The following is a 15,579-nucleotide window of genomic DNA, read 5'->3' on the forward strand; positions in this document are numbered from 1 at the left end:
CTTAACCATCGCGGAACCAGCCCGCCCTGGTCAGCGCTTAATCAGACCGAACGAAGGACGATCTCTGGACGGCACCTTTATAACACGCGCCAGCAGGGATAATTCAGCGACCGGGCGTAGCAAGCTAGCTCGCATGGGTTGCCGCTGGAGAGCGCTCCGCTATAGCACCTTCAATAAGTATGGCTCTGTCGGTTGAGCCGTGTCGGAGCGTCGTTTTGAATAGATCGCGTCACGATTTCGGCGTCTCGGGGGGAGACGACGAAGCCTCCCAGGCCGGAGCGATCGCGATCGTTGGCGCGGCCTGCCGTCTTCCAGGTGCGCCCGATCTGGACTCGTTCTGGCAGCTGCTGATCGAGGGCCGCGATGCCGTCACGGAGATACCGGACGATCGCTGGAACAAGGCGCAACTGCTGCACCCCGAAAAGGGTCATCGCGGTAAAGCCTATACGTTCGCGGCCGGCACACTCGGCGACGTCTCCGGCTTCGACCCCGCATTTTTTGGCATCAGTCCGCGCGAAGCGACCCAGATGGATCCGCAGCAACGCCTGCTGCTGGAGCTGGCTTATGAAGCAATCGAGGACGCCGGAATCGACATGGTCGAACTGGCCGGACGAAATGTCGGCGTGTTCGTCGGTGGATCGTCGTGGGACTATCTGAACCTCAACGTCGCCGACGTTTCGACGACGGATCCCTACTCGATGATCGGCGTCACGCTTTCCATCCTTTCCAACCGCATATCTCACGTCTTCGACCTGCATGGGCCGAGCTTCACGATCGATACCGCCTGTTCCTCGTCACTCGTCGCGCTCCATCAGGCATGCGAAGCGATCCGTGCGGGCCAGATTGAGGCGGCTATCGTTGGCGGGGTCAGCCTATTGCTCGCGCCGCAGAGCTTCGTCGGATTCTGTGCAGCCTCGATGCTCTCTCCCAAGGGCCGCTGCCACGCGTTCGGCGCCGATGCCGATGGGTATGTACGCTCCGAGGGCGGCGGCATCGTTATCCTCAAGCCGCTGGCGGATGCGATCGCCGCGGGCGACCCGGTCCGCGCGGTGATTCGCGGCACTGGCGTCAATTCAGATGGGCGGACGACTGGCTTATCGCTGCCGAACCGCGATGCGCAGGCCGCGTTGCTGACGCAAGTCTACGGCCGCTTCGGCATCGATCCCGAGTCTTTGTCGTATCTTGAGGCTCACGGCACCGGCACCCAGGCCGGCGATCCGATCGAGGCCAATGCGCTCGGCAGCGTTCTTGGCAGGCCGCGTACGAATCCGCTGCCGATCGGCTCGGTCAAGACTAATATCGGCCATCTTGAGGCAGGCAGCGGGATGGCCGGCCTGCTCAAGGCGATGCTGGTGGCACAGCATGGAGCGATCCCGCCTTCTCTCCACAGCGCGGCGGCCAACCCCAATATCGCGTTCGACGAGCTTAACCTGCGGCTGGCACACGATTTAGAGCCATTGCCTGAGGGGCGACGGACGATCGGTATCAATTCGTTCGGCTTCGGCGGAACCAATGCTCACGCCGTGCTTGAATCTCGTTCGCTCTTTTCCGTGGCAGAAAAGGACGTCCGCAGACCTTCTGGAGACGGAGTGCGGCGGGACGACGCGCTGGAGGTGCTTCCGCCCCTCTTATTAGCGGCTCGGTCAGATGCTGCGCTTGTCGCTGTGGCGACACAGTGGCGCGATGTAATTCGCCGCACGGCCCATGATCGCCCCGCTCTTGCCGCCCTCTTTCGCGGCGCGGCGCGGCACCGCAGTCAGCACAAGCGTCGCCTTGTCGCGCTTGGCGCAGACGCGAGCGAACTCGACGCTGCGTTGAGTGCGCATATTGAGACCCGTGCCCATAGCCGGCTGGTCACCAACACAGCCGTCGCGGGTAAGATCGCGTTCATCTTTTCCGGCAATGGCAGCCAATGGGCGGGCATGGCATCTGACGCCATGGCCGGCAGTGCCGCTTTCCGTAATGCGTTGAGCATGGTCGACGCGGCGCTCCGTCCTCATCTTGGCTGGTCGGTGATCGATATGCTCGCTGCGGCCGACGCAGATCGCCTGCGCAATACGGACGTAGCCCAGCCATCGCTCTTCGCCGTTCAAGTGGCGCTGACGATCGCGTTGCGCGACTATGGCATCGAGGCCCAAGCGGCCATGGGCCATTCGGTTGGCGAAGTTGCTGCTGCGTGGGCAAGCGGCGCGCTGGATCTGGAAAGTGCGGCGCGCGTGATCTCGGCGCGTAGTCGCGCTCAGCAGGCGCGCCATGGCATTGGCGCGATGGCGGTGCTCGGCTTCGGTGCAGAGAATGCAGCAAAGGCGCTAGCTGAGGCTGGATTTGACCTGCGGGGCATCGAGATCGCAGCGCATAATAGCGGGGCTGCGGTCACAGTCGCCGGTCCGATAGACGTGATCGAGGCTTTAGAAGAAGAGAGCAAAGCGCGCGGCTGGCGCTTCACGCGCCTCGATCTCGATTATGCCTTTCATAGCGCCGCGATGGATCCGATCGAGTCGGATATCCGCGCCGATCTTGCCGATCTGGCACCTGGAAAGAGCGATACGCTCTTTGTTTCCACCGTCACGGGGCAGGCGCTGGACGGCACCGAACTAGACGCCGGCTATTGGTGGCGCAACGTGCGGCAGCCCGTCCTTTTCGCAGAGGCGGCCAAGGCGCTGGTCGCGGACGGCTACCGGATCTTCGTCGAGGTCGGGCCGCATCCCGTGGTGCAAGCCTATCTGAACGATGCGCTTCGGCTGGGTGACAAGGAAGGTCGCGTCGTGCCGACGCTCTCGCGCCGCCCGATCAAGCACGATCCGATCGCCGCCATTGCAGCGCGTGTCCACGCCGCCGGCGGAGACATTCGCGGCGGCGCCGTCTTTGCGGACATGGCCGAATTACAGGGCTTGCCCCGTTATCCCTGGCAGCGTGAGCGCTTTTGGGTGCCGCGTACCAACGAGTCGACCGATCCTGCGACCGTGCCGTACGATCATCCATTGCTCGGCCAGCGCGTCGGTCCGCAACCGCTAGAATGGGTGCGCCATCTCGGGATCGAGCAGCTGCCATGGCTGGCCGATCACGTTGTCGGTGGTGCGGCGGTCATGCCGGCTGCTGCGATGCTCGATCTGGCGCTGGCCGCGGCACGCCAGCGCAAGCCGGGCGCACTCGCATTGGAACTGCTGGAAGTCGAGATCGGCCGCGCGCTGGTGCTCGAACCGCATGTGATGCGCGAGCTTCGCCTGCGCGTCAGTGCCGCCACCGGTGAGTTTGAATTCGCATCGCACCCGCGCCTGACCGACGATCCGTGGACGATCCACATGTCCGGTCGACTGGTGGAGAGCGATTCGCTCGCGTCGTCGGGCAGCGTAACTGCCACCGAAACTGCGGCCTCCGCACACCTTTCCGGTGCCAGCCTTTATGCGCTAGCCTCGCGTCTAGGCCTCGATTACGGCCCAGCCTTCCGGGTGGTCGACAGCATCGACATCACCGGTGAGGACAGCGCGGTCGTTCGCTTCTGCGATGCCCCCGATCTCGGCGCGGGTTATCTACTAGCCCCCAATCTGCTCGACGGCGCGCTACAGGGCCTGCTCGCGCTCGCAGCCGATCGATTGGGCGAGGATATGGGCGTACTGCCGTGGCGATTCGGCAGGATTCGGCTGCTGACGCCCGAAGGTGCGGTGCCGGTTGAGGCGCGACTTGCCGTTACCCGCGTTGGTCCGCGTTCTGTACGCGCCAATGTCGCGTTGATCGATGCCGGCGGTGCGATCATCGCCGAATTGGTCGATTGCTGGTTCGTGCGCGTCGCGATGAGCCGCGGCTCACGTAACGACGAGCATTACTTTCATCCTGCGCTCGTGACGAGCCAGCTCCGGGGCAGCGTTGCTGCGACAGCCGAGTTGTCGATCGCCACCGTCATTGGCTCCATAGCGGAACCAGCCGTCGAGGAAGGTCGCCTGCTCGCCGATGCCTTCGCCTCGGCGATTGCCGCCGAGACGCTCCGCAGTTTGGTTCCCGGCTCCGGTCGGCTGTTTCCACAGGACCTGTTCCGAACTGGTCAGGTGTCTCCAGAAAGCCGCCCGCAATTTGATCAGTTGCTCCGTTGGCTCGCTGCGGACGGCCTCGCCGAACAGGATGGCGATGGATCATGGAGCTTCGCGACGCAGGACCTTCCACCTTCTGATGCGATCCTGCGCACCCTGCTCTACGATGCGCCGCTTGCGGTGGCTGATGTGGCTTTGCTGTCGCTCGCCGGTCAGACGCTTCCGGTGTTGCTGCGAGATGGGTCCGGTGTTGCGCCAGCTTTGCCGCCCGCGCTCTGGGACCAGTTCCTCAGTGATTCCCCCTCCGGTGAAGCCGGTATTGAGGCGCTCGTTGCGGCTGTCGTCCGAGCAGTGGCGAGCCGGCCCAAAGGTCACCCCTTCCGAATTCTTGAGGTCGGTGCGCGACGCGGTCGCCTGTCGCGCGAATTGCTCCGCCGCCTCGACGATCCCGAGCTTCGTCTCGTCGCGGCAACCACCCCGGACGATTTGCCCGCGCTTGCCGAAGCACTATCCAGTGAGCCGCGCGCCGGGGCGATCGGCTGGTCCCCGGGCGAAACGCTCGACGACGACCCATTCGACCTGATCGTTGGCATGCATTCGCTGAGCCTCGCCGACGATGGCGGCGCCAATGTCGCCAGCCTTGCGGCGCCGTTGGCACCGGGCGGATTCGTGCTCCTCGCCGAGCCCGGTGCCAACCGCGTATGGCCGCTGCTGCGCCCGTTCCTCGCCCCGCCGAGCGACGCTGGTCGCTGGACGGCGCTCCTTGCACGTGCGGGTTTCGAAAGCCTGCAATCGCGCCCGATCGCGGGAGGCCTCTGGCCGATGGATCTCATCGCAGGAAAGCTCTCCCGCGTGCAGTCCGCTGCGCCTGCCCCAACTCGCCCGATCCATGTAGTCTCGGCAGATGGTGACGAATTGGCTGAAGCCATAGCGGGTCGGGTGGATCGAGAAGTCCGCGTTTGCGGACTCGACGACATTGGCACTATCACCGGTGCTGTCGCGATCGTGTTCGGGACGCGATTGCCCAGACTCGAGGAGCGGCTAGCGCTCATTGCCGGGCTGTCGGCGCTGCCGATCGACGCAAAGCACGATATCACGCTGATCGTGCATGGCCGCGCCGACGGGGATACCGATGCGGCGGCTTTGATGGGTGCCCGACGCGTACTCGCGAACGAAGCGGCGCACGTTCGTTTGCGCCTAGTCCGTCTCGATCCCGATCTGCCGCTCGACGCGGCCGCCGCCTACGCGGCAGCGGAGCTTGCGTCGCCAGATGACGAGAACGAGATCGCGTGGACGACGCATGGGCGTGTCGTCACTCGCGTCAGGAACGGTCTGCCTGACGCAGAAGCAGTAAAGAGCGGGGCGCTCCGGCTCGCGATTCAGAGGCCAGGCTTGCTCGATTCGCTTGGCTGGCAGGAAGGTGACGTCACTGCGCCTAAGGCGAATGAGGTGGCGATCGAAGTGAAAGCTGCCGGCCTTAACTTCAGGGATGTCATGTGGTCGATGGGCCTGCTTCCCGACGAGGCCCTGCTTGACGGCTTTGCGGGTCCGACGCTGGGCTTGGAGTGCGCAGGGCTAGTCACCGCCGTCGGTGAAGGCGTGACGGCCTTCGCGCCCGGCGATCGGGTGATGGCGTTCGCTCCTGCTTCTCTCTCAACGCGGACCGTCACCGCGGCACATGCGATTATGCGGATGCCGGCGGGCCTCGACTTCGCCGCTGCCGCAACCGTGCCGGTTGCGTTCCTTACCGTAGCCTATTCGCTAGGCCACCTCGCCCGGATCACCTCCGGCGAGACCGTGCTTGTGCACGGCGGCGCCGGCGGCGTGGGCCTCGCCGCGATCCAATATGCGCTTCATCGCGGCGCACGCGTCCTCGCAACGGCGGGCTCGCCCGCTAAGCGCGCTCTGCTCCAAAATCTTGGTGTCGAGGCGGTGCTCGACAGCCGTTCGCTGAGTTTTGGTGACGACGTGATGCGGCTGACCGGCGGAGAAGGCGTCGATGTGGTGCTCAATTCGCTGAGCGGAGAAGCGATGCGGCGCAGTCTCGGCCTTGTTAAGCCCTTCGGGCGGTTCCTGGAGCTGGGCAAGCGCGACTTCTATGAAAATAGCAGCGTAGGTTTGCGGCCGTTCCGCCACAATGTCAGCTATTTTGGGATCGACGCGGATCAGTTGCCTCTTAAGCAACCAAAGCTTGCCGCAGACTTGTTCGACGAGATTGCAACACTTTTCGCGGAGGGCGCTCTCCGTCCGCTACCACACCGGACGTTCGATTATGCTGATGCCGAGAGTGCATTCCGGCTCATGCAGAGCGCCGGCCATATCGGCAAGATCGTGCTTACGCCGGGGCCGGTGGCGCCGCGTCGCATAACGACCGCTTGCACCTTCGCCGCGGGACCAGGCGTCTATGTCGTCACGGGCGGGCTCGACGGATTTGGTCGCGAGGCAGCCCGCTGGCTAGCCCGCAATGGTGCGCGCAAGATTGGCCTGCTGTCCCGCCGCGGACCCGCCATTGAGGGCGCCGACGCCCTCCTCGCGGACTTCGCTCAAATGGGAGTCGCTGCCAAGGCCTATGCTGTCGATGTCGCTGACGAGGCGAAGCTGGCCACCACGCTCGATATGATCCGCGCAGATCTGGGACCGATCTCGGGAGTGGTCCACGCAGCCGTTGCTATGGACGACGCGCTCCTCAGTGCATTGGATGCCGGACGCTTCGAGCGCGCGCTGGCCCCGAAGCTCCGGGGCGCCCTGGCGCTAGACCGGCTGACCCGCCAGGATCCAATCGACCTGTTCCTGTTATTCTCTTCAGTAACGACACCGCTCGGCAATCCGGGCCAGGGCAATTATGTCGCCGCCAATGCCGCGATAGAGGCGCTTGCCGAGCGCCGTCACGCAGAAGGGCTGCCCGCGCTTGCCATCCAATGGGGGCCGATCGGAGACGCCGGCTATCTCGCCCGCGAACTCCAAGTAAGCGAGATGCTGACCAAACAGCTCGGTGGCGCGCATCTCTCCGCACAGGAGGCTCTCAATCGCATACCGACATTGCTGGCTTCCGGGATTCCGGTCGCGGGTGTCGCAACGGTGCGCTGGGGCGCCATGAAGAGCCGCCTACCGCTCGTCGCCTCCCCCCTCTTCTCGGAGATGGCATTGTCCGGAACCGACGAAGCAGGCGAGATTGATCTCGCGGCCCTGCTTTCTGATCTCAGTCCGGAGGAAGCGCGCGAGCGCGTCACCGCCCTACTCGTCGAGGAGGTCGCGCGGATCATGAAGCTTGCGCCAGAACGCGTCGAGGCACAGCGCCCGCTCGCCGAGCTTGGCATGGACAGTCTGATGGCAGTCGAGCTTCGCCTTGCCGTCGAACATCGCTTTGGCCTGTCGATCCCGCTGCTTGCCCTGTCCGAAGGCGCGACGCTGTCGGCGATGGCTGGACGGATCATCCGCGGCTTGGGAAGCGAAGGGGATGGCGCCCCGACCGACGAGACGTCGAAGCTCTTGGAGCGCCTTGCTCTTCACGAAGGGTCCAGCGGCATCCCCACCGCAGAGGCAATACCGGCTGCGGAGCCCGGTATGGCCGCAGTTGCCGCGGGAGCGCCTTGATCTGGCCGCATGCTCGTGCGACCGATCCTCCATATGACTGATTCCTTCGGACTTTCCGGCGCTGCCAAGGCCCAGCTCCTTGCGCGGCTCTCGGCGCGGCAACCCGGGCCACATATTGAAGCTCTTCCGGAGCCACGTGCGCCCTTAGGCCGCAGCGACGTCGCAGGCGACATCGCGATGGTCCAGCGGGCGGGCGATGCACTCGGAATCGCCAATCCCTATTTTCGCGTCCACGAAGGCATCGCCGGGGCCCGATCGACGATAGAGGGCCAAATCTACGATAACTTCGTGTCCTACAATTATCTCGGCCTCAACGGGAGTCCGCGGGTCTCCGACGCCGCAAAGAACGCGATCGATCGTTACGGCACCTCTGTTTCGGCAAGTCGTATTGTCTCGGGCGAGCGCCCGATCCATCTGGCGCTGGAGGAGAAGCTCGCCGCCATTTACCGGACCGAGGATGCGCTGACGTTGGTCAGCGGCCACGCGACGAATGTCACCGTCATCGGCCATCTCGTCGGCCGCGGCGACCTGATCGTGCATGATGCGCTGTCGCACAATAGCATCGTCCAGGGGGCGCTGCTGAGCGGCGCCCAGCGAATTGCCTTCCCGCACAACGACATGGACGAGCTGGATCGTCTGCTCGGACAGGCGCGGTCGGGTGCCGATCGAGCCCTGATCGTGGTCGAAGGCCATTACAGCATGGACGGCGACATTCCCGACTTGGCCCGCCTGATCACAATCGCCCGCCGCCACCGCGCGCACATCATGGTCGATGAGGCACATTCGCTCGGCGTGCTGGGCACCAAGGGCCACGGCATCTTCGAGCATTCCGATGTTGATCCCGGCGAGATCGATGTGTGGATGGGCACGCTATCCAAGACCCTTTCGGGCTGCGGTGGCTACATCGCCGGCAGTCGCCAGCTCATCGAATATTTGCGCTATTCGGCCCCGGGCTTCGTATATTCGGTCGGCCTGCCACCCCCCATCGCCGCCGCCGCGCTGGCCAGCTTGGAGATGATGGCAGCCGAGCCTGAGCGGATCGCCCGGCTCCAGGCGAACAGCGCACGTTTCCTCAAGACGGCTCGCGCGCACGGCCTCGATACTGGACTGTCGATTGGCAGCGCGATCGTGCCTGTAATGACTGGCAGTTCGATCGTAGCTGCTCGGGCTGCCGACGCGCTGTTCGCGCGAGGCATCAATGTCCAGCCGATCATCTATCCCGCTGTGCCAGAACAGGGCGCGCGGCTGCGCTTCTTCATCTCGAGCCTCCACGAGCAGGAACAGCTCGATCGTGTTGCTAGGAGCGTCGCCGAAACGATCGCTGAATTACGCGATATGCCAGTCGATCTCACTGATCTGGCGAACCGGCTTGCGGCGCGATAGGAGACGGCGCCGGTAAGGTACTGGATGTCAATGTCGTCCTCATCGACCCAAGAGCCCGAGATTATCCTCGATTTATCGCGCCTGTTGTCCCGCGTTTTCCACGCGACGCCGACGGGAGTGGATCGCTGCGAGATGGCCTACGCTCGGGGATTCCTGGCTGCGGCGCCACAGCGACTCCGCTTTGCTGCAGTCCATCCCAGCGGATTTTACGGCAGGATTCCAAGCGCCAGCGTGCTGCGCTTTCTCGATGCAACAGAAGAGAGGTGGGATCATCAAGGCTTTGCGTCCGTCTGGGAGATGCGCCGCTTTGCGATGAGCACCCTGACCGCTCTTCGCCCACGGATACATCAGCGCGCGCCCGACGCGCCACGACCATTCTACGTTCAGGCGTCCCCTAACAATCTGACAAAACCAGATCTCGTGGCCAGCATTCTTAAACGAGAGCGCGCGCGATTCGTTTGTCTCGTCCACGATTTGATCCCCCTCCAATATCCTGAATATGCCCGGCCCGGGGGTGCGGCAGAGCATAACGTTCGCATTCGGACGATCCTAGATTATGCGGACGGGGTGATTGCCAATTCTCAGGCGACGCTGGAAGCGCTCCAGCCGTGGATGCATATTGTCGGCCGGGAGCCGGCAACCGTTGTTGCTCATCTTGGCACGCACCTGCACCAGCAGGCAAACTCTCCCCGACGGCCGAATGCCCGCCCTTATTTCGTCTGTATCGGGACCATAGAGCCACGAAAAAATCATCTGCTGCTGCTCAACCTGTGGCGACGCATGGCCGAGGAGTACGGCGCGCTCGCGATACCGCGCCTGATCATCATCGGGCGCCGCGGCTGGGAAAACGAGCAGGTGGTCGATATGCTAGAGCGTTGCCCGGCTCTGAAAGACTGCGTCGAGGAGGAGGGACGGCTTTCCGATAGAGAAGTCGCCGCGCTGTTGCCGGGCGCGTGCGCGTTATTGATGCCGTCCTTCGCCGAAGGATATGGCATGCCGATTGCGGAAGCCCTCAGCCTGGGCGTGCCAGTCATTTGCAGCGATCTTCCGGTGTTTCGTGAAGCGGGAAGCGGCATACCGGAATATCTCGATCCCCTCGACGGGATGGGGTGGCTTCGCGCCGTCTCAGATTATGCGCAGCCCGACGGCAAAGATCGAATGGCGCAGTTAGAGCGTCTTAAGCGATGGGCGGCGCCTACGTGGCCCCAGCATATCGCCATCGCTCTCAAACTGTTGCATAGGACCCGTGCATGAGTACCCGCCCCCTGACCGCCGCGCGTGAAACGACGTTTCTAGAAGCGCTTGCTACCCAAGCGCGCGTCATCGGGGCGCTGATTTTGCGCGAACTTCATACGCGCTATGGCCGGGAGAATGTCGGCTACCTCTGGATGATCGGCGAGCCGATGCTCCTTGCAACCGTGATCGGCTCACTCCACGGGGCCAGTGGACATGGCAATCCGTACGGTGGCGACATGAAGCCCGTGCCCTTCGCGGTTCTGGGCTACACGACATTCATTCTGTTCCGGGGAATCGTCAATCGCGCAGAAGGCGGTGTCGAGGCCAATGCATCGCTTCTCTACCACAAACAAGTTACCGTGTTCGATATCAATCTGGCCCGGGGATTTCTTGAGTTTGCAGGCGGTTTCGCAACATTCGCCATATTGATGAGCTTGCTCGTTCTCGTTGGCATGGCAGACTGGCCTGCGCGCCCACTACCGCTCCTGATGGCATGGTTTCTTATGTTCTGGTATGCAATGGGTCACGCCTTTCTTATTTCGGCGATCACCTATGAAAATCGGACGGTCGGCCGGCTTGTCCATCCCTATAGTTATTTCATGGTCGGGTTATCCGGTGCGTTTCTGCCATTGCACTGGCTCCCGCATCCCTATCGGGAATGGCTCGCCTGGGTGCCATTGACGAGCGTTTTTGAACTGGTGCGATACGGCTGGTTCCAATCTGCTAATTTGGACGAATTTTCAGGTCGGTACTTGATCGGCTCCTGTATGGTGCTGACGTGGGTTGGCCTCGTCATGATGCGTAGACTGCGCGAGCATATCCATCTGGCTTGAAGTCGGTATCGGTTGAGGATCATAGGTAACGCGATGAATATGCATGGCATTATGAAGCCGGCGTTGGACGAAACGGATCTTCGTCGATCGAGTACGCTCGACAATGTCAAACGCTGGATCTGGCAACGCCGCGTATTCGGACTGTTTGTGGCTTTTCCGACGATCGTATTGGCTGCATATTTGTTTTTGATCGCGTCCGATCAGTACGAGTCGGAAGCGCATTTCATCGTCAAGTCGGCCAATACCACTACGGTGCCAGGCACCGGCATTTCTCAAGCATTGAGCATGGTGACCGGTTCCACCTCATCAAGCGGTGATGCAACGAGTGTTGCCGATTACCTGACGTCGCACGATGCAGTCTCTGCACTTCGCGCGAAGCTCGGCCTCGTCGAACGGTTTCATCGCCCTGAGATCGATTACTTAAGCCGGCTCCGGAAGGATGATCCCACGCCAGAGCAACTTTTGAAATATTATCGCAAGCAAGTCGCTGTCCATTATGATGGCGACACCGGTATTACGACGGTCAAAGTACATGCCTTCACGCCCACAGACTCTTATGCGATCGTTCGCCGATTGCTCGAACTGGGTGAACAACGCGTCAATTTCCTCAACCATCGATCCTATAACGATGCGATAGAGACATCGCGCAAGCAGCTCGCCGATGCGGAGGCTGCCCTCGCGAATGCGCAAGGCCGGCTGACCAGTTACCGACAGACGCGGCGTGATATCGATCCCGAGGTTTCCGGACGTGCGCAGATCGGTCTCGTTTCCACGCTGACCGGTCAGCTCTCGGGCGCCCGCGCGCAATTGTCCGCCATGGGATCGATGATCGATCACAACAGTCCTCAGTATCGTGCGCTGGCTTCGCATGTGTCCGCACTCGAGGCGCAACTCGCCGCGCAATCGGGAAGGCTAACCGGGGGCAGCAACACAATCGCGGCGGGCATCGGCGGCTATGAAGACCTGCAAATCCGTCAGCAGTTTCTCGCCAAGCGATACGAGGCGGCTGCAGCGAGCCTCGACAAGGCGCAGGACCAGGCCCTGCGGCAGCAGCTTTATCTGGTCCGCGTCGTGGATGCCAACATGCCGGTCAAGGCGCTCTTCCCCGAGCGGTGGAAGATCCTTGCGACCGTCACGATCGCGCTGCTCCTTGCTTATTCGATTGGCTGGCTGATCGTCGCCGGTGTCCGTGAGCACGCGGCCTGAGGCCGGCCTTCGTTCGGGGTCGGAAATGAGCAGCGAAGCAGCTGTCCCCAGACCGGCGGCCTTTCTCGATCGGGACGGCGTGATTAACATCGACAATGGTTATACCTACCGTCCCGAGATGCTCGTCTTCACGCCGACCGCGATCGAGGCGATCCGCAATCTTAATCAGGCGGGATATCTCGTCATCGTCGTCACGAACCAATCCGGCGTTGCGCGCGGGCTTTACAGCGTCTCAGATATCGAGCGATTTCACGAAGCGATGCAGGCAGAATTGCGTCGGCACGGCGGTTGGATCGATGCATTCTATTATTGTGCGTATCACCCGAACGGAATCGTAGCGGAATTCGCACGCGAACACGAGGATCGGAAGCCAAGCCCCGGCATGCTCATTCGGGCGATGAACGAGTGGCCAATCGATCCGAAACTCAGCTTCATGGTCGGCGACAAAGATAGCGATGTCGAAGCCGCACACAGAGCGGGTATCGCAGAAATCAAGGTGCCGGCCAACGTTTGCGATCTCGCTGCGACGGTTTACCCCTTGATTTCGAAATTGGACAGGCGCGCCATTCGCACAGCCGGAGAGATGCATGACCCTCGAAGCTGATCCAGCCCAAGGTGCGAATCTTGAAGCCTACCACGAAGCAGTCGTCGAGCGGGCGCTCCCATTGTGGGCGGATGACGGCTTCGATCGACAACGTAATCGCTTCCGCGAGCGACTGGACTGGGGGGGCAAGCCTGTCGACGTCCCGCACCGGAGCATGGTTCAAGCACGCCAGATCTACGTTTTTGCTCATGCGGCGAAGTTAGGGTGGTTTCCCGACGGCGGCCCACTTGCCGAAGCGGCGATGAGTTCGCTCATTCGAACCTTTGGCAGGGACAGCGACGGCACCACCTTCTTTCTCTTCTCCGCCGATGAGAATGGGAGCATCGTCTCCGACGTGCGAGACGCTTATGCTCACGCATTCGTTCTGTTCGCCATTGCTTCGCTCTATCAGCTCAACAACGACCCCAGGCTGCTCGATCTGGCCGATCGTATCGTCTCCTTCATCGACAGAAATCTCGAGGATCCGAGCCATGGCGGCTTATTCGATTCGCTTCCGCTAAGGGACGGCATCAAGCGGCAGAATCCGCTGATGCACCTGCTCGAGGCATATCTTTTTCTGGACTCGGCGGCTTCAGGCCGCGGCTATATCGATCGCGCATCGGCGATTATCGACCTTTTTAAGCAGCGGCTCTTCAAAGCCCAACCTGGCGTCCTGCTAGAATATTTCGAGGCGGATTGGCGGCCGCATCCCGATCCGATCAGGGCATCCGTATTCGAGCCCGGCCACCATTTCGAGTGGGTGTGGCTTCTCGATCGCTTTGAGCAGGTTACGGGCGCGGACCAGAGTAGCTGGATTGAGGCACTGTATCGCACAGCATGCGAAAGCGGCTTCGCGCCCAACCAGCTCATCTTGGATGAAGTCGACACGGCGATGCTGCCAGTGAAGTGCTCGCATCGGGTGTGGCCGCACACCGAAGCGATCAAGGCCGCTGTTGCCCGCCACGAAAGGGGAGATCGTTCCGCGGCAGCGTTCGCCGATCGGATGGCCGGCCGGCTCTTGCAGCACTTTCTGGACCGCCCTTTCGCAGGCGGATGGCTCGACCATCTCGATCGTGGCGGCCGGGCTCTCGTCGATTATGTACCCGCGAGTTCTCTGTACCACCTGTTCCTCGCGGCCACCGAGGCCATGCGGATTACGTCAGTCGCCTCTCGCCTCCAGCCGACGATCTGAGTATCGGTGCGCGATGCTAAGCTATCTCGATATCTTTCCTAACTTTCGTGTCGCCGTTATCGGCGACGTCATGCTAGACTGCTACATGTCCGGCGAGGTCAGCCGCATTTCACCGGAGGCCCCGGTCCCGGTGATGCGCGTGCTTTCGGAAAATGCCGTTCCTGGCGGAGCTGCGAACGTCGCTGCAAACCTGGCGACGTTGGGGATGGGCAGCAATCTAGTCGGGTTGGCCGGCCCGGATAGCGCCCGCGACGAGCTTGTCGAATGCCTGCGCACGAGGGGCGATGTCAATTGCAGTGGCGTGCTTGCGGTTCCGGGCCGGCGGACGACCCGCAAACTCCGCATAATTGGTGCCCATCAGCAGATTGTCCGCGTCGACCATGAAGACGTCGAGCCTTGCGCCGGTACGGTCGAGGCTCGCCTCATTAAGGCCGCGCTCGACGCGATCGACGGGGCGCAAGTCGCCATCCTCTCGGATTATGGGAAGGGCGCCTGCTCGGACGCAGTACTCCGCGCTGTCATCGATCACTGCAACGGTACCGGCAAGACGCTCCTCGTCGATCCGAAGCGCCGGGATTTCGCAGCGTATCGTGGCGCCACCGTCCTGACGCCGAACCGGAAGGAACTGGCCGACGCTACAGGGCTGCCATGCGAGACCGACGAGCAGGCAGCGCTCGCAGTGGCGGCAGCCCAGGAGGTTTGTGGCGCGGATATCGTATTAACTCGGTCTGAAAAGGGCATGTCCTTTTTCCCAGTCAACGGATCGCCGACGCATCTCGCGACGGTCGCGCAGGATGTGTTCGATGTATCGGGTGCCGGCGATACAGTGGTTGCAGTGCTGGCCGCCTCGGCCGCTGTCGGTATGCCCTTCGTCGAAGGGATGCGGCTTGCCAACCACGCAGCCGGGATCGTTGTGTCCAAGGTCGGCACGGCCAACGTAAGCCGCGACGAGCTTGCCGCATCGATCAGCATCGATGTTGCTCATCCCGATGTCCATGACGGTCGCTTGACGACGCTTGAGGATGCCCTCGCGCTACGCCGTCAATGGGGGCACCAGAAGCTCACAGTGGGATTTGCCAACGGGTGCTTCGACCTTCTCCACCCAGGACATGTGTCTCTGATCCGCCAGGCAGCGGACTCCTGCGATCGATTGATCATGGCTTTGAATTCCGACGCTTCCGTCAGGCGCTTGAAAGGACCGACGCGTCCCATTCAGGACGAGAATGCACGAGCCGCCGTCATGGGCAGCATCAAAGGCGTCGCTATTGTCGCGCTATTCGATGAGGATACGCCGGGCGAGCTCATTAAGGCGCTTCAGCCCGACGTGCTCGTCAAGGGATCTGACTACACGATCGACCGGGTCGTTGGCGCCGACCTAGTTCAAGCACGTGGCGGGCGTGTGGTGCTGGTCAATCTCGAGGAAGGGCATTCGACCTCGCGACTCGTCAGTCGCTCGACGGATAGCGGCGCTCAAGTCGCAGCGGCCTGAGTGGCTGGCGACCGGGGCGATCGGGGGCTGCCTCGGAG

At 62.3% G+C, this 15,579-nt stretch carries 8 protein-coding genes; all 8 read left to right on the forward strand.

Annotated features, from left to right (window positions below; all coding sequences use genetic code 11):
- The first annotated feature begins 215 nt into the window (after positions 1–215).
- The 8 genes from Q4F19_RS04575 to rfaE1 all read left to right on the forward strand — a co-directional run bounded on the left by Q4F19_RS04575 (position 216) and on the right by rfaE1 (position 15,541).
- The gene (locus tag Q4F19_RS04575; protein WP_303540269.1) at positions 216–7,619 is read left to right on the forward strand and encodes a type I polyketide synthase; all 7,404 of its coding nucleotides are present in this window, start codon (positions 216–218) and stop codon (positions 7,617–7,619) included.
- 177 nt (positions 7,620–7,796) lie between these two features.
- Positions 7,797–9,002, forward strand: a complete 1,206-nt coding sequence (locus Q4F19_RS04580; RefSeq protein ID WP_303540270.1) for an aminotransferase class I/II-fold pyridoxal phosphate-dependent enzyme — start codon at positions 7,797–7,799, stop codon at positions 9,000–9,002.
- Between the two features lie 132 nt (positions 9,003–9,134).
- A complete protein-coding gene (locus Q4F19_RS04585; protein WP_341850157.1) occupies positions 9,135–10,256 on the forward strand; it encodes a glycosyltransferase family 4 protein in 1,122 nt (373 codons plus the stop codon).
- Positions 10,253–11,071, forward strand: a complete 819-nt coding sequence (locus Q4F19_RS04590) for an ABC transporter permease (protein ID WP_303540274.1) — start codon at positions 10,253–10,255, stop codon at positions 11,069–11,071. Before Q4F19_RS04585 ends, Q4F19_RS04590 begins: the two co-directional genes overlap by 4 nt.
- A gap of 33 nt (positions 11,072–11,104) precedes the next feature.
- Complete coding sequence (locus Q4F19_RS04595) at positions 11,105–12,277, forward strand: lipopolysaccharide biosynthesis protein (protein ID WP_303540276.1); 1,173 nt, start codon at positions 11,105–11,107, stop codon at positions 12,275–12,277.
- Positions 12,278–12,302: 25 nt separating this feature from the next.
- Positions 12,303–12,881: a D-glycero-alpha-D-manno-heptose-1,7-bisphosphate 7-phosphatase gene (locus Q4F19_RS04600; RefSeq protein ID WP_303540278.1), complete on the forward strand. Its 579-nt coding sequence runs from the start codon at positions 12,303–12,305 to the stop codon at positions 12,879–12,881.
- Positions 12,865–14,052: an AGE family epimerase/isomerase gene (locus tag Q4F19_RS04605; RefSeq protein WP_303540280.1), complete on the forward strand. Its 1,188-nt coding sequence runs from the start codon at positions 12,865–12,867 to the stop codon at positions 14,050–14,052. Before Q4F19_RS04600 ends, Q4F19_RS04605 begins: the two co-directional genes overlap by 17 nt.
- Positions 14,053–14,065: 13 nt before the next feature.
- Positions 14,066–15,541: a D-glycero-beta-D-manno-heptose-7-phosphate kinase gene (gene rfaE1 / locus Q4F19_RS04610; protein ID WP_303540282.1), complete on the forward strand. Its 1,476-nt coding sequence runs from the start codon at positions 14,066–14,068 to the stop codon at positions 15,539–15,541.
- The last annotated feature ends 38 nt before the right edge of the window (positions 15,542–15,579 follow it).

This window comes from Sphingomonas natans (assembly GCF_030546695.1).
Classification (GTDB): domain Bacteria; phylum Pseudomonadota; class Alphaproteobacteria; order Sphingomonadales; family Sphingomonadaceae; genus Sphingomonas_I; species Sphingomonas_I natans.

Coding starts and splice junctions, on each gene's coding strand:
- Q4F19_RS04580 (WP_303540270.1), top strand. CDS start 7,797: ATGGTCCAGCGGGCGGGCGATGCACTCGGAATCGCCAATCCCTATTTT.
- Q4F19_RS04585 (WP_341850157.1), top strand. CDS start 9,135: ATGGCCTACGCTCGGGGATTCCTGGCTGCGGCGCCACAGCGACTCCGC.
- Q4F19_RS04590 (WP_303540274.1), top strand. CDS start 10,253: ATGAGTACCCGCCCCCTGACCGCCGCGCGTGAAACGACGTTTCTAGAA.
- Q4F19_RS04595 (WP_303540276.1), top strand. CDS start 11,105: ATGAATATGCATGGCATTATGAAGCCGGCGTTGGACGAAACGGATCTT.
- Q4F19_RS04600 (WP_303540278.1), top strand. CDS start 12,303: ATGAGCAGCGAAGCAGCTGTCCCCAGACCGGCGGCCTTTCTCGATCGG.
- Q4F19_RS04605 (WP_303540280.1), top strand. CDS start 12,865: ATGACCCTCGAAGCTGATCCAGCCCAAGGTGCGAATCTTGAAGCCTAC.
- rfaE1 (WP_303540282.1), top strand. CDS start 14,066: ATGCTAAGCTATCTCGATATCTTTCCTAACTTTCGTGTCGCCGTTATC.